Origin of the sequence: Lactobacillus sp. ESL0679 (assembly GCF_029433515.1) — a bacterium.
Classification (GTDB): Bacteria; Bacillota; Bacilli; order Lactobacillales; family Lactobacillaceae; genus Lactobacillus.
Genome location: NZ_JAQTIG010000002.1, coordinates 71,275 through 94,828, shown reverse-complemented (window position 1 = coordinate 94,828; position 23,554 = coordinate 71,275). Strand labels below are relative to the sequence as shown.

Genomic DNA, 23,554 nt, shown 5'->3' with positions numbered 1-23,554 from the left:
AAATTAGGGCGAGGTTGATCATCGTGGTACCACCTAAATTGAGCTGTTAAGCTCCACTTATGGATTGCGTATCGTGCAATCGACGTAAATAGACCAAATAAGGCAGCTGATCAACTATTAGGCTCTTACATTAGCCTCCCACCAACGCTAATTCGCTGAATTGCCTGCAAGTTTTACTGTCAGTCTATTATTAATTATGATCTTTATAATCATCTGGAAAAACAATTGTTGGTCCAGATCCATTATCTGATAGATTAGACGTTTGCGGATTAACAGTTTCATGACTCGGACTATCACCAGTCATTGGCTGTGGTTGGTCCGAAGCATCAGGATCCTGATCCTCTTCAATGTCTTCCTCAAAGTTTACGTCATCTTCATCATCATTGTCAAGCTCATCTAGCTCTTCATCGTCGTCCATATCTTCGTCATCATCGACCAAAGTTATTGGTTCTGAGCCATCTGGCGGATAAAAGCGTTCCGTTGAAAAATATTTATCGAGCGCCCTTTGCCATTTTTCATCACTTAAATTATCAATCGCCGTTTGCAACAAATCTTGAAGATGATTGCGATAACCAGCTATTTCTTTCTTTAGCCGTTCATAATCATTATTAATGGTTTTTTGTTGCTGCTTTTCGTAATCAGTATTAATTGCAGCCTGTTGCGTCGCATTTTGAATAATTTTTTGTGCTTGCTCTTGCGCACGAACAACTGCCTGCTCAGCATCTTCTTTAGTCTGCTGATATTGGTTAACCTGCGTTTGTAATTTTGCAACTTGATCTTTTAAACTGACAATATTATTTTTTAAATCAACCGTCTGATCTAACGCATCACCATAATCATCAACAACCTGATCTAAAAAACTATCAACTTCTCGGCGATCATAACCGTTAAGTCCACGCTTTTTAAATTCTTGATTGTGAATGTCCATTGGCGTTAATCTTTTTGCTTGTGTTTTTGTGTCTGCCACAGTTTTAGCACCACCCTATATTTACCTTTTTTAGTAGTTGTAATGTCCATAATTTTACTTCTTCCAAAGTGCCTTAAGCTGAGAACATCACCTACTTTTACTATTATATTAGAATCTTTCACTCCATGCCAATTTAATTTTACTAAATTAGCATTAACTGCTGCTTTTAATTGCCCGCGACTGTTCTTACTAATCCCAGCTAAAACCGCGTCAATTCTAAGCGAAGCAACAATTAGCGGAACAATTTGACTATCATCTTCTGGCACTAGAATTTCTTTTGGTGAAACTGCACGCACCTTGACCTGCGTGCGTCCAATACGATCAATCTGCTGCGTAAAAAAGTCGAACAGTTCACTTTTTATAAAAAACTGCCATTTGCCAGCGCTATCAGTAATAATATCCCCAAAGGTATCCGTCTCAACACCGGAGTTAGCCAATGTTCCTAAAATTGAGCTATGAGTCAATTGAGTAAATTTACTAGGATAATAAATTTCACAAGCCGTTACCTGATAGTCTGCGGGCATTAAATTAACCCAATCTTCACTTAAATAAACGCGCTTTTTCTCCGCTTCATGGTAGCCACCAAATTCCTGCACCAACAAGTCACCACCAGCAACCGTTTTTAAAATGTCCCTTTGTGCTGGATCTAAAAAGTCCGTTAAAATTGCCTCGTGCTTAAAAATAATCTGATTAAAAAAGCCGACCATTTTGTCAACAGTCGTCTTTTCTTCTGAATCAAAGTGTGGATAAAAGCTGCTTGCCTGTCTCTTCATCATTAGCCTAGCACCCGAAAGAGAATATTAGCTATCCAATTAAGGGCATAATCCTGCACAAAGTAAAGAACTAATAATCCCAATAGGAAAGACAAATCTAATCCCGTTGCGTAAGAAAATCTTTGAACTGGCCCCTTACGAAAAATATTCAGGTAAGGATCGATTATGCGATTAAGAATCCTACCAACAGCCGAATCCCGCAAAAACGGTACCCAACTCAAGATTGCATCAATCACCATAATGATGCTGTAAAGCCAAATCAGCCAGTTGATTGCACTTAAAATATAAGAAATTATTGTGAGCATTAACTTAAGTTATCTTTCTTATCAACTAATTCACTAATTTTCCCATTAGTGACAAACTTAGGCGGTGTTGCCAAAAATATTTTGTCACCAATGCGTTGAATTTCACCATTAAGGGCATACACCGTTCCTGTGATAAAATCAACAATTCGTCTAGCAGACGTATCTTCCATTCTACTAAAATTAATGATTACTGCCTTGTTATTCAGCAAATTCTGGGCAACATCCTTAGCATCAGAATAAACTCGTGGTTCATACAGGACAATTTTGCTTTTAGCAGCATTCATCCCTGATTTAATTGAAACTACCTTATCATGGTCAATCGTATTGGCCGGAATAGTGTCATTGTCAATTTCTTGATCATCGAGATATTCTTCACCATCAAGCATGTCATCGTCTTCATCAGAAATGCCGAAAAATTTACCTATTTTACTAAAAGCCAATTCTCTTGCCTCCTATTAGTTCTCACCACGGTGCCTAAAAAATGGAATATCATCAGTATCATCATCTTGGGCACTAGTTTCAATTTGTGAAATACTACTCTGGTCATCATCGTCAAATGAATTAAAACCATCATTTTGGCTAATGTTTGGTGTTGACCGTCTTGTTTCGTGACCGTCATTATTCAATCCCCAAACACTAGTTGGATCAACCATTGGTTCATGCTTTGGTGCAGGTTTAACTTGTGTTTGCTCTGCAGCTTGTTCATGATTTATTACTTGTTGGTTTTGTGGTTCTGCCTTTTCACGGTTAATATCACTTACTGGTTGCTGTGCTTTAACTTGGTGACTGCGACCTGGAAGCTGCTTAGAAGCCTCTTCTTCAGCTTGGGAACTAATTCCAGTTGCAATGACAGTTACAACAACTTCGTCACCCAAGTTAGGGTTAATCGACGTACCAAAGATAATGTTAACATCATCGCCAGCTGCCTTAGACACAATTTCAGAAGCATCCTGAGCTTCAAACAATGTTAAGTCTGGTCCGCCAGTGATGTTAAGCAATACTTGCTTAGCACCATCAATTGAAACCTCAAGTAATGGTGAGGAAATCGCTAACTTAGTAGCTTCAACCGTTCTATTTTCGCCACTAGCACGACCAATTCCCATCAAAGCAGCACCTTGATTAGCCATCACTGTCTTAACGTCAGCAAAATCCAAGTTAACATAGTCAGTTGAGGTAATCAAATCGGAAATACCTTGAACGCCTTGCTTTAAGACATTATCGGCTTCTTTAAAAGCATCCATCATCGGCGTCTTTTTATCAACCATTTCAAGCAAACGGTTATTAGCAATGATAACTAATGTATCAACATATTGCTTTAGTTGGGCAATACCTTCAGTTGCGTTTTTAGAACGCTTAGGACCTTCAAAAGTGAATGGACGGGTTACTACCCCAACAGTTAAAGCCCCAGTTTCACGGGCAATTTTGGCGACAATTGGAGCAGCGCCTGTACCAGTCCCACCACCCATTCCGGCAGTGATAAAGATCATATCAGCACCTTTAAGGGCATCCTCAATTGTTTGTTCACTTTCTTCAGCTGCCTTTTGACCAACTTCTGGATGCGAACCTGCACCCAATCCTCTAGTCAATTTGGGCCCTAACTGAATTTTGGTTTCTGCTTTATTGCTGTTAAGCGCCTGCACATCAGTATTTGCAGCAACAAAGGAGACACCCTGCACACCATCATCAATCATTCGATTGACAGCGTTACCACCTGCACCGCCGACACCAATTACTTTGATGACAGCATTTTTATTGTCGTCTGAATCGAACGTAAAATCCATCTAAATTAACCACCTTTAATCGAAAAACTTTTTCAAGAAGTTCTTAATGCCTTTATTTTTGTTTTGATTAGTATCTGTTTGTTTATGTTGCGCTGTCTTATCTTGTTTTCGCAACTCATGTCTATTATATTCTTCTTTTACTTTGGTTTCACTAGCAGTCGTCGGTCTTTGCGATTTTTTTACATTCTCCCGCTTGGGCTCATCGTCAGTTTGACCAACGAGACTCTTACCATAAATTGCACTGATAACCAAAAAATCAATATCAGACATTTTATACGAGTAGTTAACAATACCATAGGCTGCAGAATATACAGGATTGCGCATACCAATCTGATCAGGCTGATAAATCCGTGTTTTCACCTTTAAAGTATTAGCAACGATGTTATCAATTCCTTGAAGCAAACTGTTACCACCGGTGATAATAATCCCACCCGGTAATTTTAATGCATCATGCTTAGCTAAACCTTTACCAATTCGCCCAATTGTTTGCATTAAACGAGCGTTAATAATATTACTCAAGTACACCTCATCAACCATTTGCTGACCATCAGTGCCAACACTGTTAACTGCAAACTTGTCTTTTTCTGAAGCTAATTCCGGATCAGCATAGCCATAATCGAGTTTAATCTGCTCTGCATCCTTTTTGGAAGTACTAAGGACAACCGAAATATCATTGCTAATATCACTGCCGCCTTCAAAATCAATGTTTGCATACTTAATTTGACCGTCATGAATAACAGTCGCGGTAGTCACACCGCCGCCTAAGTCAAGGATAATTGATCCAAAAGTACGTTCACTTTCGTCAAGAGCAACACTTGCAATAGCCAGAGGGGTTGGCACAAAGAAATTGTTCTGGTAGCCAGCACGTTCAATTGCTTTTTTAATATTATGCAATGGACTAGCTGGAGCCGTCAGCAAAATTCCTTGAACTGCAAGGGAATGCGCAATCATCTTCCGGGGGTCATCAACTTCGGTTTTTCCATCAATTAAAAATCGACTCGGTAAAAACGCTATTGGCTCCCGTTCATTTTTAACTGCAGATTTGACTGCAGCCCGTAAAACACGCTTAACGTCGCTATTACCAACTTCTTGACCATTATCACTAACATTAATCAGATCACTGGCTGTTTCAAGTTGCAAAAGGCCTACAGGAATTCCCGTAACCACGCTATAAATCCGCGCATTTGTCTTATCGGCAATTTCTTTCAGTGCACGACTAATCGCACTTGCTGTCTCATCAATATCAACGATATTACCATGCCGCATCCCCTTGTTAGGAATTGCAACCGCGCCAATCACTTTACCGGAATCGGCGACTACTGCCTTCACGCTTGTAGTACCTATATCAAGGCCTACTAATAAATTTGAATTGTCCAAAATTAACCCCCCATCGATGCTCAACTAGTAAATTCTTAATAAAATGCTAATCAAGTTTACGATATGCCATAAGCCTTCTTCTCACTTGCTGTTAGCGGTCTACTAAAAACCCCTACTTCTAAATCAATTAAACTATTCTTCTTTACTTTAGATTTGATTTTATTATAGTACTTTATTTTATCTTTGAGAGTAGAAATATTGCCGGTAATTACATTGCCATCCTTCATTACAAAAATAACCTGAGATTTACGTCTAGTATTACCACTTAATAACTTAATTTGTTCCTGAAAATCGTCGGGTAAACTATTAAATAACGAAAGATCCTGTTTTAAAGAAACTTTATGACTATAACCTACAAAAATCGGCTTATCATGATCCACCATGTTCCATGGTAAGAGCCTTGTACCTAGTTTACCATGTGAAAGAATTTTACGGTACCTATTATCCGTTTTAATATAACTAATTGTTTTAAATTCATTGATATGGATAATTAGGTGATTAAAATTTTGGATCGTAATCCGAGCATTTTTAACTTCTGTATATTTATTGGCTAACTTTTGACTAATTACCGACTGTTTAAGTAGATAATCACAAACCTTACCACTAGCCTTAATTCCTGATGTTGCAACCACTTCTTTAACTGGTAAGTCATCACTGCCTTGAACCTGAACACTTCTAACATCAGCTAGAGGAGAAATATAATAACCTAAACCAATAATTGCCACCAAAGCAATACCAATAATCAAGCCTAAGCGTCTAACTAATGCTGATTTACGCTCACTGTGTAAGTGATTAAGCGAGGCAGAAACCTTATTTTTATGGTGCTGATGCCTGTTTTGGTCAGCCCGATGATCCAGATAATGTGCTAATTTTTCGTTAGGATCAATCTTGGTTACCCGTTTTTTTGACATCCGCTTCGCCTCCCTTACCTATTATTTAGCAATTGCTTGCATCACTTTGATTACCTGATCAGAAGCATCAGGTACGCCTAATTGCTTAGATGATTTGCTCATTTCATTTGCATATTTTGTGTCAAGTAAAATATGATCGATTGAAGAAATGAAACTATTAGGATTTAAATCCTTTTCTGCAATTACTAATGCCGCACCCGCTTTTTCTAAATCAGTTGCATTTTTCATTTGGTGATTATGAGTTACATTAGGACTAGGGATTAAAATTGCGGGAACACCCAATGCGGTAAATTCCGCAATACTGGTAGCACCAGAACGTGAAATCACACAAGTCATTTCAGGTAATACTGCAGGCATATCCTTGATATACGGCAAGATTTTAATGTTAGTACCATAATCGATTCCCTGCAGCTTCTCCTGCACTTTATCATAATACAAATTGCCCGTTGCCCAAACAATTTGATATGGTTTATTTTTCAGTTTTAATATCGACTGCAACATCACCCGATTAATTGCCAAAGCACCACGTGAGCCGCCAAACACAAGCACAGTTGGAATTTTAGGATTAAAGTTCCATTCAGCTTCTAAATTAATATGTCTCTCATTCAAACCTAAAACTTGTTGTGAACGCGGATTGCCTGTTTTAACCAGTTTTTTCTTTTCTGAAAATTGGTTAGCGGCATCATCAAAGGTGTAACAAATCTTGTCCACATAATGCCCTAAAAACTTGTTGGCAACGCCGACGACCGAATTTGATTCGTGAATCATTGTCGGAATGCCCATCTTGGCAGCTTCATAGACAATTGCGCCACTAACATAACCACCAGTTCCCAAGACAATATCCGGCTTAAATTCCTGTAAAATCTTTTTAGCAGATTTAGTTGCCTTAACAAACATATTAATGGTACTGAAATTTTTTAACAAATGCTTGCGGTTAAAACCCTGAATTTCAATAGTTGTAAACTTAACTCCAGCTGCTGGAACAATTTTAGATTCCAAGCCACGTTTAGTACCGACAAACAAGATTTCATCATTTGTCGCCAATTGCCGCTGTTTTAAGCGCTCAATAATTGCCATAATTGGATAAATATGGCCGCCAGTGCCACCACCAGTAAAAATAATTCTCATTTTATTTTGTCTTTAAATCCTTAACAAACTTTACAAAGTAATTACCACGATCTTCAAAGGTCTTAAACTGATCCCATGAAGCACATGCAGGTGAAAACAACAAAACATCTCCAGCAGCAGTCAGTTCGTATGCCTTAGGCACTGCTTCTTGCAACGTGTTTTCAATTACAATTTGCTTAATTCCAGCTTTACGAGCAGCATCAGCCAATAAATAGCGCGTTTCACCATAAAGCACGATTGCTTTAACGTGCTTTTTAAATAGCGGCACTAAGGAATCAAAGGTAAAGCCACGGTCAAGACCACCAGCAATTAACACTTCAGGCTCAGTAAATGATGGAATTGCTACAGTTGCTGCTTCAATATTAGTTGACTTGGAATCATTGTAAATTTTACGGTTATCAAGGGTCATAACATATTGCAAACGGTGCTTTGCACCAGTAAAAGTAGTTAGAACCGCTTGAATATCTTCGTCATCTGCTCCCATCAACTTACTAATCGCAATTGCAACTAAGGCATTTTGCTGATTATGAATTCCCGGCAATTTCATTGCACTAGTTTTAATAATCTTTTCTGATTGACTTTGCAAATAGCCATCCGCAATAAAATAATCAGCAGTTCGATCAGTTTCTGAGAAAGTTTGAATTCGAGCTTTTGTAGCAGCTTGTTCTTGAGTCAAAATCTCTTTTTGATCCAGGTTAGCAATAAAGTAATTATCTGCAGACTGAGTTCTTGTCACGTTCAACTTGGCATTAACGTAATTGGCAAAAGTTTTATGATAATCGAGGTGAACATTATGATAAATATCAACGATTGCTGCAACTCGCGGATTAATATCGGTTACTCCCAGTAATTGGAAGCTAGAAATTTCAACTACAAGAATATCATTCTTAGTTGCCGTAGTGACTACTTTAGAAATCGGAACACCAATATTACCTACAGCATAGGCATGATGGCCACTTTTAGCCAAATGATTATCCAAAATTTGTTGTGTTAACATCACAGTTGTTGTTTTACCATTTGATCCAGTAACACAAACGTACGGTGCTTCACTAACGCTTAATGCAATTTCAGGCTCGGTAATAATTGGCACTTTTAATTCAGTTGCCTTTTGCACCATTGGGTTTTCGTAAGGAATACCCGGATTTTTAACCAAATAATCAAAGTGTTCTTGGTCAAATAATTCGGTTGGATGGTGTCCGCCAATTACCCGAACTCCCATCTTCTCCAATTCCTGTGCGTGTTCATTTTGCGTTAAATCGGCCTTATCATTCAAAGTCAGCTTTGCACCAAGTTTAAGCAATAACGTACTTACTGCAAAACCGCTCTTTCCCAGCCCTAAAACCAAAATATTCTTATTCTTATAAGTGTCAATCTGTTTCATTTTTACTATCTTAACCCCAGATTACTAAATACAACATACTACCAATCAATCCAACTAACCAGAAGACAATATCAACCTTCCATTCCGACCAGCCCAGCATTTCAAAATGATGGTGGATTGGTGTCATCTTAAAAATCCGCTTGCCAGTTGTTTGAAATGAAATCACCTGTAAAATAACACTTGCAGTTTCACATACAAACACAATACCGATTAAAAGCAGTGACCACGGCCGATTTAAGAAGACGCTGACGGCTGCAAGTCCCCCACCTAAAGCAAGTGACCCAGCATCACCCATAAAGATTTTAGCAGGCTTATGATTAAAAATGAAGAACGAAATTAAACCGCCAATCACGCTCATACAAAAAATTAAAATAGCAAAGTTATTTTGCTTAAAAGCCAAATAAGCATATGTTCCGTAGGCGACAATTGAAAGACCTGTTGCTAGGCCATCAAGGCCATCTGAAAGATTAACTGCATTTGAGAACCCAACTAACCAAAAAATGATAAACAGCGTAAACAAAAGCACACTACTAATTACGCCAAAGAATGGGATAAACAAATTAAATTTAAAGTTGTCAGTGATCGCAATTCCCACAATAACTACTGCAATCAAAATTTGCAGTAATAACTTTTGCCAAGCTCGTAAACCTAAATTCCGTTTATAAAAGAGCTTAATCCCATCATCCAGAAAGCCGATAATCCCGTATCCCAGAAGACTAATCACCAAAATCCAAATGGTTTTGTTAATATTATGCTGCCAAGCAGAAACCCATACAGAGGAAATCGCTGCTGCTAAAACGAAAATAACACCACCCATTGTTGGGGTGCCAGACTTTTTTTGGTGCCATTTGGGTCCCTCATCACGAATTTCTTGCCCCTCATGATGCGAACGCATAAAAATAATCATCCACGGCAAAAAGATTGCCGTTAAAACTAATGAACTAACTAATGCAATGATGCTAATAATGAGCATATTGTGTTTACTCCTTTAAATTAATTACAATTTTGGTCTTTGACTTAAGTTTGGTCTTTGGTGGTATGCTTTGCCGCTTGACAACGCCGCTGCCGACAACTTTCAGCTTAACACCAGTTAGGTCTGCAAATTGATGCAAGTCATCAAGTGTCCAGTTTTTCATATCTGGGCAGATAATCTTACCAGAAGTCAAAACAAACATTCGCTGACCTGACTGCTTTTTTTGCCCCCTAGCATACGACTGAGAGATAATTTTATTACCTGTGCCAATCTTAACAATTCGTAACCCAATCTGTTGCACTTTTTGCTCAGCGGCAGAATAAGTTAAACCCTTTAAATTAGGAACTTTGACGACAGTCGAATCATCTTGAGCGTTTTTTGCCATTAAAATGGTTTGTCTCATCATTGGCTTGAAAATTGATGACAGAATAGTTTCTGCTGGCTTTACCATCCGTCGTGGCTGCTTCATGGTGATATAAATGCAGTAACGCGGGTGCTTAGCTGGAGTTACACCAACCACTGAAAAGACATAGTTGCTGTCTCCTTTTAAGTAGCCACCGCCTTTAGGATTAGCAATCTGGGCCGTTCCTGTTTTAACGGCAATACTTGCGTTGCTCATCTTATAGGCATAACCCGTACCAATGCGCTTATTCAAGACGCGCCGCATATTAGCCAAAACTGTTTGCGCCGTCGCTGCAGAATATACCGGCTGGCCAACATTTTTAATTTGATAGCCAGTAATTGTTTTGCCATCGGGATCCGTTACTTTTTCGACAAACTGCGGCTTAACCATCTGACCATCATTGGCCAAGCTGCTAAACGCCTGTATCATTTGCATAACATTAACGTTAACACCCTGACCAAAACTAGTTACTGCTTGATCAATCGGCGACTTGAAAGCTAGCAGTCCCACTTGCTCTCCGGGCAAGGTGACGCCAGTTTTTTTACCAATATGAAACTTGCGCAAGTATTTACGCCAAGTCTTAGCGCCCATCTGCTGCTCAATATGAACAAAACCGGTATTACTTGATCGCGGAAAAGCCTGGGAAAACGGAATACTGCCCCATCCAGAAGTCTGCCAGTCATGAATTGTCGAGCCACTAACAGTGACCGAGCCAGAATTATAATATTGATTTGGATGGAAATTACCACTATTAACTGAAGCCGACAAAGTTAAGACTTTAAAAACAGAGCCGGGTTCATAGACATCCTGAACTAAAATATCCCGATACGACTTGGACATCCCCTTTTTAGTCTGCGGATTAAACGTTGGTCTCTGAGACGCTGCCAGTACCTTACCCGTTTTCATATCTTCAACAACTGCCGTCATCGAAACTGGGTTATAGGTCCTTTGCACATAGGTTAGCCGATTTTCCAAATAATCTTGCAGTTGCGAATCAATTGTTAGATAAAGGTTATCACCATTTTTGGGAGCTTGATAATTCTGTGTGTTATTGGGCGTTTGATAGTTAGATGCATCAACTGATGAAATACGGTAACCATCTTTACCCGTCAAGAGCTTATCATACCAAGCTTCTAGTCCCATTGTACCCGTCAAATTTTCCGAATTTGCTTTCTTATTATATTCAGGCGTGGCAATCCCAACAACGTGTGAGGCGAAGTTGCCGTTCGGATATAATCGTGCAGGCGTTTCAAAGAACTTAATCCCCGGCAACTTCATCTGCTCAATTTTACTTTTTTCTTCTTTAGTTAAATTACTACCAGTAGCTCCAAACTGTACTTGAAAGGCCGTACGAGCAGGATTTAAGTAATGCAAAATTTTATCTGCTGAAAGTGGCAAGACCTTAGCTAATTTCTCAGCAGTTTCTTCTTTATTAACCACATATTCAGGTTTATTGTGATAATTGATGGAAGATTTATCCAAGATGGCATACACAGTATATAAATGTGAGTCCTGAGCAACTACCAAGCCGTTACGGTCATAAATTGTCCCACGATTAGCCTTCAGCACCTCATTGCGCTTATAAAGTTGCTCCGTGCGCTGGCTTAAATTCTCACCACTAACTTTCTGAGAGATACCAATATATAAAAATCTACCTGTAAATACAAGAAAAACCAAAGCTACAGCTACTTGGAGAAATCTCCCTACTGTGAAGCGGTAGCTGTGTGCTTTGGATTTTTGTACATTTAAATTACTAATGCGTCTTTTCATTAGTGAATAGTCCTAATATTCTTTTCAATTAAAGTTAACCCTTTGCTGCGGGCAATCTTATTCATGCGCGCACTTGAGGTTAACTCACCTATTTCTTGATGTAAGTCACTAACTTGACTCTGTTTTTTAGCAACAGACTGTTCCACGTTGGTGAGTTCATGCTGAGCTGAAGTAGCAGAAATACTAGAAGAAACTAACAGGGTCATTAAACCCAAAGTTATTAAGGCTCCTAATACAAGCAAAGATTTTTCGAAAGCAGACCAAGTAACGCGACGATGGTCAAGAACCAATCGCTGATGAGTTTCGGTTTCCGTTTGCTTATTAGGATTAAACTCTATTTTTCTCGCTAAATTATCAGCCATCTTTTTTCCTCTTTACAATTTTTCCGCAACTCGCAATTTTGCACTGTGTGAGCGATTATTGTTATCTAACTCTTCAGCAGAAGCAACAATCGGTTTACGATTAACCAAACGAAGCATTGGCCTCATACTGTCTGGTATCATTGGCATCCCACGTGGCACCTCAACCTCAGAATACTTTTTGAAGATATTCTTAACAATCTTGTCTTCGTCAGACTGAAAGGTAATCACGCTAATTCTACCATTAGGTCGTAAAAGTTCGATAGCTTCCTCAAGAGATTCTCTAAGGACATCAAGCTCATGATTAACAGCCACTCGCAGTGCCTGAAAAGTTTTCTTCGCTGGATGTCCTCCCGTTCGTCTTGCATATGCAGGAATTGCTTCCTTAATCAGATCAACCAGTTCAAACGTCGTTTCAACTGGCTTAATCTGCCTTCTTTCAACGATTTTACGGGCAATTTGACGTGAAAACTTTTCATCGCCATATTTGTACAAAATAGCTGCCAAGTCCTTTTGACTTGAGTTGTTCACTAATTGATAAGCATCAAGAGTCTGGCTTTGATCCATCCTCATATCTAACCGAGCATCAAAGCGGTACGAAAAGCCACGTCCTGCCTGATCAAACTGAGGTGAAGAAACGCCCAAATCATAGTAAATTCCGTCAATGCCATCTGTATAACCTAGCTCAACCAGATTCTTCTGCAAATGACTAAAATTGTCATGAACTAACTCTAACTTAGGATTACTGTCAGCCTGCAATAAATCAGCAAAGTTCAACTTAGCCGATTTTATTGCGTATTCATCTTGGTCAAAACCAATCAATGTTCCTCGTTCAAGCTTACTTAACAAATATCTTGCGTGTCCACCACCGCCAAAAGTAGCATCTACGTATAGACCATCGTTTTTTGGTTTTAAATTATCTATTGTTTCGTGTAAGAGTACACTGGTGTGTTTGAATTCCATAATTTATAGTTCAATATCGTCCAAATCTTCAGCAATGTCATCATAGTTTTCGTTTGCTTCATCACTGAAGCTTTCCCAACGCTCCTTAGCCCAAATTTCAATTCGGTCAGAAACCCCAATAATGACACATTCTTTTGTCAGGTTAGCATGCTTCTTCAATGTTGTGGTCAGATTGACGCGCCCCTGCTTGTCGAATTCGCATTCCATCGCACCAGAGTAAAACAAACGCGTAAAACTACGCGCGTTTCTCTTAGTCAACGGAAGTTGCGCTAACTTAGCTTCAATTTTCTGCCATGCCTCGGTGGTATAGCCGAAAATACAGCCTTCCATTCCGCGGGTAAATACCATCTTATCACCAATCTGTTCTCGCAAACGAGCAGGGATAATTAACCGCCCTTTGCTGTCAAGATTGTGGTGATATTCGCCCATGAACATGGTTTAGCCCCCTTCCAATGAATAATTTACCACATTTCACCACTTTCTACCACAGTTTCCCTAAAAAAGGTACTTTATTTAATGATTAAATTATTTTTAAGTAAAAAAAGGCCAAATTCAGTTGAGTTTTAGCCTTTTTCTTGACAGATTATTTTATAAAAACAGTGGGGATTAGATCATCATCACCAATAAGCCAATGTACCAAAAAATAGAACAAACCGTTAAATAGTTCCACAGCCGATACAACGTTTTGCCAAGTGAAATATTTTTATTTTTGATTGCATCACTGACAGCAACGATAATTACTAAGAAGAAGAAGACAAAAAAGCCATAGGGCAAAAAATCAGGTCTTCTTTCGACAGCTGTGATTAAGTAACAAGCCCAGATTAAAAAGAAAGGCAAGACGTCATAACCACGAAATTTTGCCTTTGGCCAAAATTTATTGAGCAAAAACGCTAGAACGAGGCCGACAAGTGGTAATAAAAAGACAAATAGCATGATAATTCCTCCATTACTTATTTTATCTTACTACGCAATTGAAAAAAACTCCTAATAAGAATAAAATATTGTTCAAACAAGGAGGTCAATTAATGGCACGGAGAAAGAAAAAGAAATCAGGATTTCAAAAGTTAACTATCGTGATGGCATGGCTGATGGCATTCATCACTTTAGCGGCAATTATTGCTCAAGTAGCAATGGTATTGGTTAACAACGGCACATTTGGTTAAAAATAAAAGCGTAAGAAAATTCTCACGCTTTTTTTAGTGTTGATAATTATCTAAGTTAACCATAAATGGATAATTGCTAGCTAGCCGTCTCCAAATTGGATAGGATAAAATTGCAAATATTAAAGACCAGGCTAATGTTGGCAATAAACTAACTAGCATCGTCTTAATCGGAACAGCAATTACACCAATAATACTCAAGATTAACCAGTTATAACAGCATACAATAACAACCGCCAGTAAAACAGCTAGTATTCTCGCCCAGAATACTTCTGGAAGAAACCGGGCCGATTTCTGCAGCAGCCACATTACGATTGGCAAAATAACCGCATAGGCGCCAATAATTCCGAAGAAATAAATATCAGCGACAATGCCAGCTCCAATGGCCAACCAGATCTCTTTATTATTTAAATCATCAAATAAGGAAATTAACATTATTCCAATTGGCATAATTAAGCAAGCAGCATTCCCCAACGCCATAAATTGATGCAAAAAAAGTGCCAAACTGCCATCAAGTACTAAAGCGACATACAAGGCAAAAGCCAAAATAAACTTGCGTAAGGACCGCATTAGTCTTCCACCTTTCTCCTGATGACTGTTACGACAGAAGGATCATTCAGTTCACCTGCTGGATTAATTTTAATCAGATCAGATAAGCCAAAGGAATCATGAGTTGTCCGTGCAATCGAGCCAATTAATAAGCCTTTAGGTGAATTACCACCCATGCCGCTAGTATAAATTTGCGTTCCTTGCTTCAATTTGTTGCTATCAAGAGCTTGGGTGAAGGCCAAAGTATTATTACCAATCACAGTAATGATTCCATGAACCTTCTTGCCATTGGTTGCTGTAGCCTCAACAGCAAACCGATTAGCAGCCTTATCACTAGTTGTAATTAGTTCAACTTTAGATGATGCCGCACTGACTTCGACAATCCGACCAATGACCCCCCCACCGCTCATCACGGCCATATTTTTGCGTAAACCAGAAGTAGTTCCCTTATTGATTACCAATAAGTCAGTCCAACTATCAGGTGAACGTGAAATAACCGATGCGTTAATTAGGTCATAATCAGAGAGTGTTGCCTTAATCTTTAAAGCTGACTTTAATTGCTTATTTTCAGCTTCCAAAGTTTTATTACGAGCATTAGTTTGTTGTAAATCGGTTACCTTACTCTTTAAATAATTGTTTTCATTCTGTGTATTCAGCAGTTCATTAACGTTGCTGAGACCGCCAGATACTAGACTGATTGGAAAATCAACCACTCTTGTGCCGACTGCGACAACATCATTGCCTAAGCTCTGAATGATTAGCGGCGTATTACGTTTATTGCGCAAATGAACACTGGTCCCCAACACAGAAAAAATGACAATAATAACAACACATACCGTTAATAATTTTTTGTTCTGTAAAAATTTTTTCATATGGGATTGTTCCTAAAAGAAAAGCCGGCAAAAACAGCCGGCCTCAGTATTATTTGCGACTTCTACGCATTAATTCAATATTTTTAAGTGACTCACCGGTACCAATTGCAACACAGTCAAGTGGGTCCTGTGCGATAAATACTGGCACTTTAGTAGCTTCCGAAATAACATCTGGAAGGTTCTTAAGTAAAGCACCACCACCAGTTAACACAATACCATGATCAATTACATCGGCTGCAATTTCAGGAGAAGTTTGTTCTAAAGTTTCTTTAATCGCAATAATAATATCTTGAACGACATCTTGTATTGCCTTAGCAACATCAACTGCCTTCACGTCAACTGACTTCGGCAAACCAGTTACCAAGTCACGGCCGCGAATATTTACGGATTCAATATCCTCGGCCTTTTCAACCGAAGCAGAACCAATCTGAATTTTAATATCTTCAGCAGTTCTTTCCCCAATTAACAAGTTAAAGTTAGAATGAACGTAATTAACAATTGCGGAATTAAACTTATCTCCAGCTTGACGAATAGAAGTTGATGAAACAATCCCACCAAGTGAAATCGTGGCAACATCAGTTGTACCACCACCAATATCAACAACCATTGAACCAGTTGGATCCATTACTGGAAGACCGGCACCGATTGCTGCAGCAAATGGTTCTTCAATAACATAAGCTTCACGAGAACCAGCAACACGTGCAGCATCAATAACCGCACGCTTTTCTACTTCAGTGACGCCTGATGGCACACAAATCATTGCAGATGGCTTCGAGTTACCAACAGTCTTATCAATAAAATACTTTAGCATTGATGCAGTTGTATCATAATCAGCAATTACGCCGTCTTTCATCGGGCGAATTGCAACGATCGTAGCTGGTGTTCTACCAATCATTTCTCTGGCTTCTGAACCAACTGCGATTACTTTACCAGTGCGGGTATTCTTTGCTACAACAGAAGGTTCTCTAAGAACAATTCCCTTACCTTCCATATAAACAAGTGTATTGGCCGTTCCTAAATCGATACCAATATTTTTTGCTCCAAATCCAAACACAAAAATCTCTCCTTAATTATTGCAGTCTTTAAATCTTGAATAATTATAGCACAAAGCACTGTTTAAAAAAGAATTCCGCAGCAAGTTTAAGATGATTTTAAAACAATTCGTGCTCGCGCATACTTAAAAATTGGTTTTTGCCAACAATAAAATGATCTAAAAAATCAATCTGTAACATATCCGCAGCCCCTTTAAGCATGCGGGTTAGCTTAACATCACTCTGCGATGGAGTCAAATGACCACTAGGATGATTATGAACAACAAACATCCCTGCACACGCATAAATTAAAGCCCAGCGGAAAATCTCCCGCGGATGAGCCACCGACTTATCAATTGTCCCCTTAAACAAGCACTTCTCGGCAATAATATGGTTACTGTTATCGATATAAATTGCCCATAATTCTTCCTGCTTATGACCAGCTAATTTGTCAGCTAAATATGTTCCAACTTCATTACTCGAAGTCAGGACGGCTTCACGATCAGGAACTGCAGTCCGCAAGCGGTCAATTAATTCTTCACCAACAACAGCTAATTGCGAATCACAGTCGGGACCCGAAAAATGCTTAACTAAGTCATTAAAGCTAGCAATTTGCAATTGTGCTAATTTGGCTTCCACCTGCGTTAAGTCGCTGATGCCATTTGCTTGCAATTGATTAAATAAGTTTCCTAATAATTCAATATCGGTGTTTACTAAATAGTGATTGGACTTGATGATTTCCATTCAAATCACTCCCTTCACTATTTATTACGCAAAAATCACTTAATTCTTTTTAGGAATTCATTGAAATCACGGCAAATTAGCGTCGCATTTTCTTGATCTTGGTCAGTTGGCGGCAACAAGTCCGGAATCATCACACATTTAAGTCCTGCGTTAGCAGCTGCAGCAACGCCGGTTGAGGAATCTTCAAAGACCAGCAAATTTTGCTTGGGAATATTTATTTTTTGTGCAGCCCACAAATAAATGTCTGGTGCAGGTTTAGCCTTTAAGTGATGCTCTTTTACATCATCATAATTTAAGTGAAACTGAAAGTAATTCCGAATACCAGTGGCCCACATTTCCTGCTCAATACCCTTTTCATAATTACTGGAAACAATCGCCAGTGGCAAATCAAGGTTATAAAATTTATCGAGTGCCTGCTGGACGCCGGGCCTAAGCTCAAGCTTACCTGCCGCAATCCATTGCTCCACTAATTCATTAGTTCGTTCAATGAAGCGCACGCGTTCCTCTTCAGTTTTAAAATACCGCTCATAAAATGACCGCATTTCCTTGGTTGTCGAACCAACTAGCTTCAAATAAGTATCATCGGGCGTACCCAAATGAGCTTCTTTTGAAGCCTGAATATTAGCCTGCCAGTATAAATCCTCGGAATTAACGAGCAGCCCATCCATATCAAACAGTATTCCCTTGATTTCTTCATTAATGCCTTGAACTTGCATTTGTGGCCTCCAATTGCAAAACTTCTCCGACAAGGTAAAACGACCCCGTTACTAGCAGTATATCATTTGGCTGACTATCTTGCTTTAACTGCGTAAAGGCAGTTTGCCAGCTAGCATAATACGGATACTTTGCTTGTACTGCAGAGGGAAAATCTGCCTTTTTAGCAGCGCGCGGATAGGCAATTGTCGTCAGTTCGACCTGATCTGATGCTTGAAATAGCGAAAAGACTTCTGCTAAGTCTTTATCTTTCATCATTGTAATCAGCACCCGCACTTTGCCACGGCGTCTTGCCTGCTGCTCGTGAACAAAATTGAGCAAATTTTGCATTGCTTGGATATTATGCGCCCCATCTAAAATAATTAGCGGTTGCTCCTGTAAAATTTGATAACGCCCCGGAATTACCGTGTGGTTAATTGCTTCTTCAATCTTTTCATCACTCAGCGGCAAATTAAGGGTACTAAAGGCGCGAATCGCAACAGCAAGATCATAGCCCTCAACCTCGGGTCTAATGGCAAAGGTTAATGTTCTGCTTGCATCCCGATAACTTGTTTGCAAAGCACTTTTTACCATAAAGTCCTGACCTAATTGATATACAGGGACCTGTTCCTGCTCCGCTTTTTCTTTAATAATCGGCAAAACTGATTGTGGTACGTTGCCTAAAACTATTGGCCGCTGATATTTAATGATGCCGCTCTTTTCACGAGCAATATCTTGAATTGTGGGACCAATAATTTTTTCGTGATCAAGGCCAATGGTTGTGATAACACTAACTTCTGGATTAATCACGTTTGTAGAATCATGCGTGCCACCGATCCCCACCTCAATCACGGCATAATCACACTTTGTTTTAGCGAAATAGGTAAAAGCCATGACTGCTTCGTATTCAAAAGTAACTAAGCCAAAATCAGGATCTGTTTGTCTAATTTTTTGTAAAACTTGTTCAATTTGGTTCGCAGTTGCTACTAAATCAGGATCACTAATATTTTGGCCATTTAATTGGATCCGCTCGCCAAACGCAAAAACGTAGGGTGAGACAAAAAGGCCAGTCTTTTGACCAGCCTTTTGCAATAAATTACTTAAATAATACGAAGTAGAACCTTTACCATTAGTGCCCGTAACGTGAAGCATCTTGACTTTATCTTGAGGATTATCCAATTCTTCTAAGACCCGCCTAATAAAACTCAGGTCACCTTTTGCGTGAAATTTGGGTAATGAATATAAATAAGATATCACATCTTGCGCTTTGGTAAAAATCACATTATTTACTCTCTTTCAAATCTTGAATTCGTTGACGAATACCAGCCAATTGACTTTCATAGTCGGCTTTCTTGGCCTTTTCCTTGTCAATAACTGCTGCTGGCGCATGAGCAACGAAGCCTTGGTTAGCTAACTTCTTAGTTGAACGAGCAACTTCTGCCTCAAGGTCTTGTTCCTCCTTTGCCATCCGCTTAAGTTCATCATCAATGTTAACCAATTCAGCTAACGGAACAAAAATTTGCGCACCGGAAATAACTGCTGTTTTAGCTAATTTTGGCGCAGCCATTTCTGTGGCAATTTCTAACTTCTTTGGGTGCAAGAAGTTCTTAACGTAATCTTCGTTGTCGGTCAAAATCCGTTCATTTGCGGCATCATCAAGCTGAATCATAATATCAATTGGTGATGACATTGGAGCATTAACTTCCATGCGAATGTTCCGGACTGCCTTAATTACATCAATTAAGAATGTCATGTCACGTGAAGCTTGTTCATTAACGAATTCGCTGTGAGCTTCTGGGTACTTAGCAACCATAATTGACTTGCCAGTATGAGGCATTGACAACCATAATTTTTCAGTTACAAATGGCATAATTGGGTGCAATAACCGCAAAATCTGATCAAGAATCCAGATTAAGTTATCCTGTTTTCTTGCCTTCAATTCTGCATTGTCACCGTTTAAGGCAACCTTAGAAATCTCAATATACCAATCGCAGAAGTCATTCCAGATAAAGTTATAAGCCTCGCGGCCTGCCTCACCAAACTTGTATTCATCAAATAAACGAACAACTTCGCTTACCGTGTGGTTCAACCGGTCAAAGATCCAGCTATCAGCTAAGTCAAACTTGCTGGTATCAGGCATGTGAGCTGGCTTGGCATCTTCCGGCAAGTTCATGATTACAAATCTTGAAGCATTCCAAATTTTGTTGATAAAGTTCCAAGCCGCTGCCAACTTCTTTGGATTGTAACGAGTATCCTGACCCGGAGCTGTACCGTTCAACAAGAACCAGCGCAAAGCATCGGCACCATATTCTTTAACAACATCCATTGGGTCAACCCCATTGCCCAAAGATTTACTCATTTTTCGCCCTTGCTCATCACGAATTAAGCCGTGCAAAACAACGTCTTTAAACGGACGCTCATTCGTAAAGTGCAAACTTTGGAAAATCATCCGTGATACCCAGAAGAAAATAATGTCGTAACCAGTAACTAGAGCATTAGTTGGGAAGTAACGCTTAAAGTCTGGTGCGTCTTCGTCAGGCCAACCCATCGTTGAAAATGGCCACAAAGCACTTGAGAACCAAGTATCCAAAACATCAGGGTCTTGCCGCCAGTTTTCAGCATCCTTAGGTGCTTCTTCGCCAACGTACATTTCACCGGTCTTCTTATTGTACCAAGCTGGAATCCGGTGACCCCACCATAATTGCCGAGAAATTACCCAATCATGAACATTTTCCATCCAATGTTCAAGTGTTTGTTCAAATCGTTCAGGAACAAAGTTAACCCGGCCATCAGTCTTTTGGTTAGCCAACACTTTATCAGCTAACGGCTTCATCTTAACAAACCATTGGGTTGACAAACGAGGTTCAACTTGAACACCAGAACGTTCTGAGTGACCAACGGAGTGAACAATTGGCTTAACTTTAATCAAGTAACCTTGTTCTTTTAAGTCTGCGACTAATTGCTTACGGCAGTCAAAGCGATCCATGCCAGCATATTTGCCACATTCCTCGTTCATCGTACCGTCATCATTCATGACGTTAATCCGTTTTAAGTTATGGCGATTACCAGTGGCAAAGTCGTTCGGATCATGAGCTGGCGTAATCTTTACTAAACCAGTCCCAAAGTCTGGGTCAACGTGTTGATCTTCAATAATCGGAATATGGCGGCCAACAAGCGGCAAAATCAGTTCTTTACCAACTAAGTCCTTGTAACGTTCATCCCCAGGAGCAACCGCAACTGCAGTATCACCAAACATGGTCTCAGGCCGCGTCGTTGCAATTTCAACAAAGCCCGAGCCATCAGCGAACGGATACTTAATATGATAAAAAGCACCCTTGTCATCCTGGTGGATAACTTCAATATCACTCAAAGCAGTTTGTAAAGCTGGATCCCAGTTAATAATATATTGCCCGCGGTAGATTAAGCCCTCGTTATATAATTGAACAAAAACGCGGCGAACAGCCTTAGATAAACCTTCATCTAAAGTAAAACGTTCACGGGAGTAATCAAGTGACAGACCCATTTTGGCCCATTGCCCCTTGATAATGTTGGCGTATTCGTCCTTCCAATCCCAGACTTGCTTGACAAAGGCTTCACGTCCCATTTGGTGACGATCTTTACCTTGCTTACGCAACTTGGCTTCAACTTTTGCCTGCGTTGCAATTCCCGCATGGTCCATTCCTGGCAAATACAACGTGTCATAGCCCTGCATCCGCTTAAAGCGAATCAATGTATCTTGAATTGCTGTGTCCCAAGCGTGTCCCAAGTGCAATTTTCCCGTAACATTTGGCGGCGGAATAACAATTGAATATGGGTGTGCCTTTTTATCGCCTGAAGGCTTAAATAAATCCTCATCAAGCCAAGTTTGGTAACGACCATCCTCAACTTCCTTGTGATCATATTTTGGAGCCAAATCTGTCATATAATTTCCTTCTTTCTGATAATAAAAAAATCGCCCTAGATTTTGGATCTAGGACGATTTACTAACCGCGGTACCACCTAAGTTAAGCATTTTATTGCTTCTCTTGCATCGTGATAACGGCGAATTCTGCCGGATCAACTTACTATTAGTTCAGTCAATCAGTTAAAAACCAAGCTACCAATTAACTCTCGGCCTCGCACCATTTTAGCCTTTCTCTGTCTATAAAGTTAATACCTCTTAGTTATTGCTTTGCTAGTTATTATAGCACGTTTTTATAGTAATGCAGCATCTTCTTCAGCTTTATCAGCTAAAAACTTGTCATTCGGATAAATTGCCGTAACCTTGATCCCTGCAAGAGCGCGTTCAATCAAGCCGTCAACATCAAGGCGTGCTTCATATTCACGCGCCTTGTCAACTTTTGGCTTGGTCTTAGGCCGTGGCGGCGCAAAAATTGTACAACAATCTTCAAATGGCTTGATAGATAAATCAAAGGTGCCAATTTCTTCAGCCAAACGAATAATTTCGGTCTTGTCCATTGTCGCAACTGGCCGCACAACAGGAGTTGTCGTCACATCATTAATTGCCAGCATTGACTCCAAGGTTTGTGAAGCAACTTGACCAACGGATTCGCCATTGAAAATTGCCAATTCATTTCTCTTAGCCCGAATTTTATCAGCTAGACGCAGCATAAACCGCCGTTGAACCGTCATCAAATATCCTTCCGGCACTTTTTCCTTGATTGTTTCCTGAATTTCCGCAAACGGAACGGCAATAAAATTAATGCGACCAGCATAATTTGCCAAAATCCCGGTTAATTCCTTTGCCTTGTTTAGAGCTTTTTCTGTAGTATATGGCGGACTAAAGAAGTGAACCATTTCAATATCAACGCCGCGCTTAAGCGCTAAGTATGACGCAACTGGTGAGTCAATCCCACCTGAAAGCATCATAACAGCACGACCACCGGTACCAACAGGCATCCCGCCAGCACCGTGTAATAATTGGTTAGAAATATAAATCGCATCTTGACGAACTTCAATTCGCAGAACAAGGTCTGGGTGCTTCATTTCTACCTTTAAGTCGGTCATGTTTTCAAATAAATAATCACCAACAAGTGAGTTTAATTCGTTTGTATCGTAAGCAAAATGATGATCACTGCGTTTAGTATTAACTTTAAAGGTCATGCCCTTTTTAAAAGTTTTCTTCATCAGTGCCAACGACGTTTCTTCAATTGCCTGCAGCGTTTTTTCAATCTTAATTGTCGGCGAATAAGTCTGAATACCAAACACTTTTTTCAAACGCTGGTCGATTTCAGCAAATGGTGCCCCATTAAGTACAATATGCATCCGGTCATGTCGCGGGTGAATTTCAACTTCTGGAAAATTACGCAACACCTTAGTTACGTTACCAGCAAGCTTGCCAATGAAATCCTTTCTGTTCTTTCCTTTTGTCGATAGCTCGCCGTAACGAACCATAATTTCCGTATATTCCATTA

General features: G+C 39.6%; 24 protein-coding genes. 1 reads left to right on the top strand and 23 read right to left on the bottom strand.

Annotated elements, in window-relative coordinates:
* Positions 1–190: 190 nt before the first annotated feature.
* The 15 genes from PT287_RS03430 to PT287_RS03360 form a co-directional block, all read right to left on the bottom strand.
* Positions 191–967 (bottom strand): DivIVA domain-containing protein, encoded by a 777-nt coding sequence (locus PT287_RS03430; RefSeq protein ID WP_277132603.1) that lies wholly within the window; start codon positions 965–967, stop codon positions 191–193.
* Positions 934–1,743, bottom strand: coding sequence for a YlmH/Sll1252 family protein (locus tag PT287_RS03425; protein WP_277132601.1), 810 nt, complete (start codon positions 1,741–1,743; stop codon positions 934–936). Before PT287_RS03425 ends, PT287_RS03430 begins: the two co-directional genes overlap by 34 nt.
* Positions 1,743–2,045, bottom strand: coding sequence for a YggT family protein (locus tag PT287_RS03420; RefSeq protein ID WP_277132599.1), 303 nt, complete (start codon positions 2,043–2,045; stop codon positions 1,743–1,745). Before PT287_RS03420 ends, PT287_RS03425 begins: the two co-directional genes overlap by 1 nt.
* Positions 2,045–2,485 (bottom strand): cell division protein SepF, encoded by a 441-nt coding sequence (sepF, locus tag PT287_RS03415; RefSeq protein WP_277132597.1) that lies wholly within the window; start codon positions 2,483–2,485, stop codon positions 2,045–2,047. The genes PT287_RS03420 and sepF overlap by 1 nt, the downstream gene beginning before the upstream one ends.
* A 15-nt stretch (positions 2,486–2,500) precedes the next feature.
* On the bottom strand, positions 2,501–3,826 hold the full coding sequence (ftsZ, locus tag PT287_RS03410) for a cell division protein FtsZ (protein ID WP_277132596.1): 1,326 nt from the start codon (positions 3,824–3,826) through the stop codon (positions 2,501–2,503).
* A gap of 15 nt (positions 3,827–3,841) precedes the next feature.
* On the bottom strand, positions 3,842–5,203 hold the full coding sequence (gene ftsA, locus PT287_RS03405) for a cell division protein FtsA (protein ID WP_277132594.1): 1,362 nt from the start codon (positions 5,201–5,203) through the stop codon (positions 3,842–3,844).
* A gap of 56 nt (positions 5,204–5,259) precedes the next feature.
* Complete coding sequence (locus PT287_RS03400; protein ID WP_277132592.1) at positions 5,260–6,114, bottom strand: FtsQ-type POTRA domain-containing protein; 855 nt, start codon at positions 6,112–6,114, stop codon at positions 5,260–5,262.
* Positions 6,115–6,135: 21 nt separating this feature from the next.
* Positions 6,136–7,242 carry an undecaprenyldiphospho-muramoylpentapeptide beta-N-acetylglucosaminyltransferase gene (gene murG / locus PT287_RS03395; RefSeq protein WP_277132589.1) on the bottom strand — a complete coding sequence of 369 codons (1,107 nt, stop codon included), beginning with the start codon at positions 7,240–7,242 and terminating at the stop codon, positions 6,136–6,138.
* A gap of 1 nt (position 7,243) precedes the next feature.
* Entirely contained in the window at positions 7,244–8,623 is a 1,380-nt protein-coding gene (gene murD / locus PT287_RS03390; protein ID WP_277132587.1) for a UDP-N-acetylmuramoyl-L-alanine--D-glutamate ligase, read from the bottom strand.
* Positions 8,624–8,633: 10 nt separating this feature from the next.
* Positions 8,634–9,596, bottom strand: a complete 963-nt coding sequence (mraY, locus tag PT287_RS03385) for a phospho-N-acetylmuramoyl-pentapeptide-transferase (protein WP_277132585.1) — start codon at positions 9,594–9,596, stop codon at positions 8,634–8,636.
* A gap of 7 nt (positions 9,597–9,603) precedes the next feature.
* The gene (locus PT287_RS03380) at positions 9,604–11,769 is read right to left on the bottom strand and encodes a penicillin-binding protein (protein WP_277132583.1); all 2,166 of its coding nucleotides are present in this window, start codon (positions 11,767–11,769) and stop codon (positions 9,604–9,606) included.
* The gene (ftsL, locus tag PT287_RS03375; RefSeq protein ID WP_277132582.1) at positions 11,769–12,131 is read right to left on the bottom strand and encodes a cell division protein FtsL; all 363 of its coding nucleotides are present in this window, start codon (positions 12,129–12,131) and stop codon (positions 11,769–11,771) included. The genes PT287_RS03380 and ftsL overlap by 1 nt, the downstream gene beginning before the upstream one ends.
* 12 nt (positions 12,132–12,143) lie before the next feature.
* Positions 12,144–13,091, bottom strand: coding sequence for a 16S rRNA (cytosine(1402)-N(4))-methyltransferase RsmH (gene rsmH / locus PT287_RS03370; RefSeq protein WP_277132580.1), 948 nt, complete (start codon positions 13,089–13,091; stop codon positions 12,144–12,146).
* Between the two features lie 3 nt (positions 13,092–13,094).
* Complete coding sequence (mraZ, locus tag PT287_RS03365) at positions 13,095–13,526, bottom strand: division/cell wall cluster transcriptional repressor MraZ (protein WP_277132578.1); 432 nt, start codon at positions 13,524–13,526, stop codon at positions 13,095–13,097.
* A gap of 171 nt (positions 13,527–13,697) precedes the next feature.
* Positions 13,698–14,024 carry a DUF3397 domain-containing protein gene (locus PT287_RS03360; protein WP_277132576.1) on the bottom strand — a complete coding sequence of 109 codons (327 nt, stop codon included), beginning with the start codon at positions 14,022–14,024 and terminating at the stop codon, positions 13,698–13,700.
* Between the two features lie 92 nt (positions 14,025–14,116).
* Here PT287_RS03360 and PT287_RS03355 point away from each other — a divergent pair, with 92 nt between their 5' ends.
* On the top strand, positions 14,117–14,254 hold the full coding sequence (locus tag PT287_RS03355; protein WP_277132575.1) for a DUF4044 domain-containing protein: 138 nt from the start codon (positions 14,117–14,119) through the stop codon (positions 14,252–14,254).
* A gap of 33 nt (positions 14,255–14,287) precedes the next feature.
* On the opposite strand, the gene mreD is transcribed toward PT287_RS03355, so the two are convergent.
* The 8 genes from mreD to thiI all read right to left on the bottom strand — a co-directional run bounded on the left by mreD (position 14,288) and on the right by thiI (position 23,552).
* Positions 14,288–14,821 (bottom strand): rod shape-determining protein MreD, encoded by a 534-nt coding sequence (mreD, locus tag PT287_RS03350; protein WP_277132574.1) that lies wholly within the window; start codon positions 14,819–14,821, stop codon positions 14,288–14,290.
* Positions 14,821–15,672, bottom strand: a complete 852-nt coding sequence (gene mreC / locus PT287_RS03345) for a rod shape-determining protein MreC (protein ID WP_277132573.1) — start codon at positions 15,670–15,672, stop codon at positions 14,821–14,823. Before mreC ends, mreD begins: the two co-directional genes overlap by 1 nt.
* 49 nt (positions 15,673–15,721) lie before the next feature.
* The gene (locus PT287_RS03340; RefSeq protein WP_277132571.1) at positions 15,722–16,726 is read right to left on the bottom strand and encodes a rod shape-determining protein; all 1,005 of its coding nucleotides are present in this window, start codon (positions 16,724–16,726) and stop codon (positions 15,722–15,724) included.
* A 97-nt stretch (positions 16,727–16,823) separates the two neighbouring features.
* A complete protein-coding gene (locus PT287_RS03335) occupies positions 16,824–17,447 on the bottom strand; it encodes a JAB domain-containing protein (RefSeq protein ID WP_277132569.1) in 624 nt (207 codons plus the stop codon).
* A 35-nt stretch (positions 17,448–17,482) separates the two neighbouring features.
* Positions 17,483–18,163 (bottom strand): HAD family phosphatase, encoded by a 681-nt coding sequence (locus tag PT287_RS03330; protein ID WP_277132567.1) that lies wholly within the window; start codon positions 18,161–18,163, stop codon positions 17,483–17,485.
* Entirely contained in the window at positions 18,144–19,421 is a 1,278-nt protein-coding gene (locus PT287_RS03325; RefSeq protein ID WP_277132565.1) for a folylpolyglutamate synthase/dihydrofolate synthase family protein, read from the bottom strand. Before PT287_RS03325 ends, PT287_RS03330 begins: the two co-directional genes overlap by 20 nt.
* Before the next feature lies 1 nt (position 19,422).
* On the bottom strand, positions 19,423–22,062 hold the full coding sequence (locus tag PT287_RS03320; RefSeq protein ID WP_277132564.1) for a valine--tRNA ligase: 2,640 nt from the start codon (positions 22,060–22,062) through the stop codon (positions 19,423–19,425).
* A 272-nt stretch (positions 22,063–22,334) separates the two neighbouring features.
* The gene (thiI, locus tag PT287_RS03315) at positions 22,335–23,552 is read right to left on the bottom strand and encodes a tRNA uracil 4-sulfurtransferase ThiI (RefSeq protein ID WP_277132563.1); all 1,218 of its coding nucleotides are present in this window, start codon (positions 23,550–23,552) and stop codon (positions 22,335–22,337) included.
* Positions 23,553–23,554 lie beyond the last annotated feature (2 nt).

Excerpts from the sequence above, each read along its gene's own strand:
- PT287_RS03425 (WP_277132601.1), bottom strand. The coding sequence starts at position 1,743 with ATGATGAAGAGACAGGCAAGCAGCTTTTATCCACACTTTGATTCAGAA.
- PT287_RS03420 (WP_277132599.1), bottom strand. The coding sequence starts at position 2,045 with ATGCTCACAATAATTTCTTATATTTTAAGTGCAATCAACTGGCTGATT.
- ftsZ (WP_277132596.1), bottom strand. The coding sequence starts at position 3,826 with ATGGATTTTACGTTCGATTCAGACGACAATAAAAATGCTGTCATCAAA.
- PT287_RS03400 (WP_277132592.1), bottom strand. The coding sequence starts at position 6,114 with ATGTCAAAAAAACGGGTAACCAAGATTGATCCTAACGAAAAATTAGCA.
- murG (WP_277132589.1), bottom strand. The coding sequence starts at position 7,242 with ATGAGAATTATTTTTACTGGTGGTGGCACTGGCGGCCATATTTATCCA.
- murD (WP_277132587.1), bottom strand. The coding sequence starts at position 8,623 with ATGAAACAGATTGACACTTATAAGAATAAGAATATTTTGGTTTTAGGG.
- mraY (WP_277132585.1), bottom strand. The coding sequence starts at position 9,596 with ATGCTCATTATTAGCATCATTGCATTAGTTAGTTCATTAGTTTTAACG.
- PT287_RS03380 (WP_277132583.1), bottom strand. The coding sequence starts at position 11,769 with ATGAAAAGACGCATTAGTAATTTAAATGTACAAAAATCCAAAGCACAC.
- ftsL (WP_277132582.1), bottom strand. The coding sequence starts at position 12,131 with ATGGCTGATAATTTAGCGAGAAAAATAGAGTTTAATCCTAATAAGCAA.
- rsmH (WP_277132580.1), bottom strand. The coding sequence starts at position 13,091 with ATGGAATTCAAACACACCAGTGTACTCTTACACGAAACAATAGATAAT.
- mraZ (WP_277132578.1), bottom strand. The coding sequence starts at position 13,526 with ATGTTCATGGGCGAATATCACCACAATCTTGACAGCAAAGGGCGGTTA.
- PT287_RS03360 (WP_277132576.1), bottom strand. The coding sequence starts at position 14,024 with ATGCTATTTGTCTTTTTATTACCACTTGTCGGCCTCGTTCTAGCGTTT.
- PT287_RS03355 (WP_277132575.1), top strand. The coding sequence starts at position 14,117 with ATGGCACGGAGAAAGAAAAAGAAATCAGGATTTCAAAAGTTAACTATC.
- mreD (WP_277132574.1), bottom strand. The coding sequence starts at position 14,821 with ATGCGGTCCTTACGCAAGTTTATTTTGGCTTTTGCCTTGTATGTCGCT.
- mreC (WP_277132573.1), bottom strand. The coding sequence starts at position 15,672 with ATGAAAAAATTTTTACAGAACAAAAAATTATTAACGGTATGTGTTGTT.
- PT287_RS03335 (WP_277132569.1), bottom strand. The coding sequence starts at position 17,447 with ATGGAAATCATCAAGTCCAATCACTATTTAGTAAACACCGATATTGAA.
- PT287_RS03330 (WP_277132567.1), bottom strand. The coding sequence starts at position 18,163 with ATGCAAGTTCAAGGCATTAATGAAGAAATCAAGGGAATACTGTTTGAT.
- PT287_RS03320 (WP_277132564.1), bottom strand. The coding sequence starts at position 22,062 with ATGACAGATTTGGCTCCAAAATATGATCACAAGGAAGTTGAGGATGGT.
- thiI (WP_277132563.1), bottom strand. The coding sequence starts at position 23,552 with ATGGAATATACGGAAATTATGGTTCGTTACGGCGAGCTATCGACAAAA.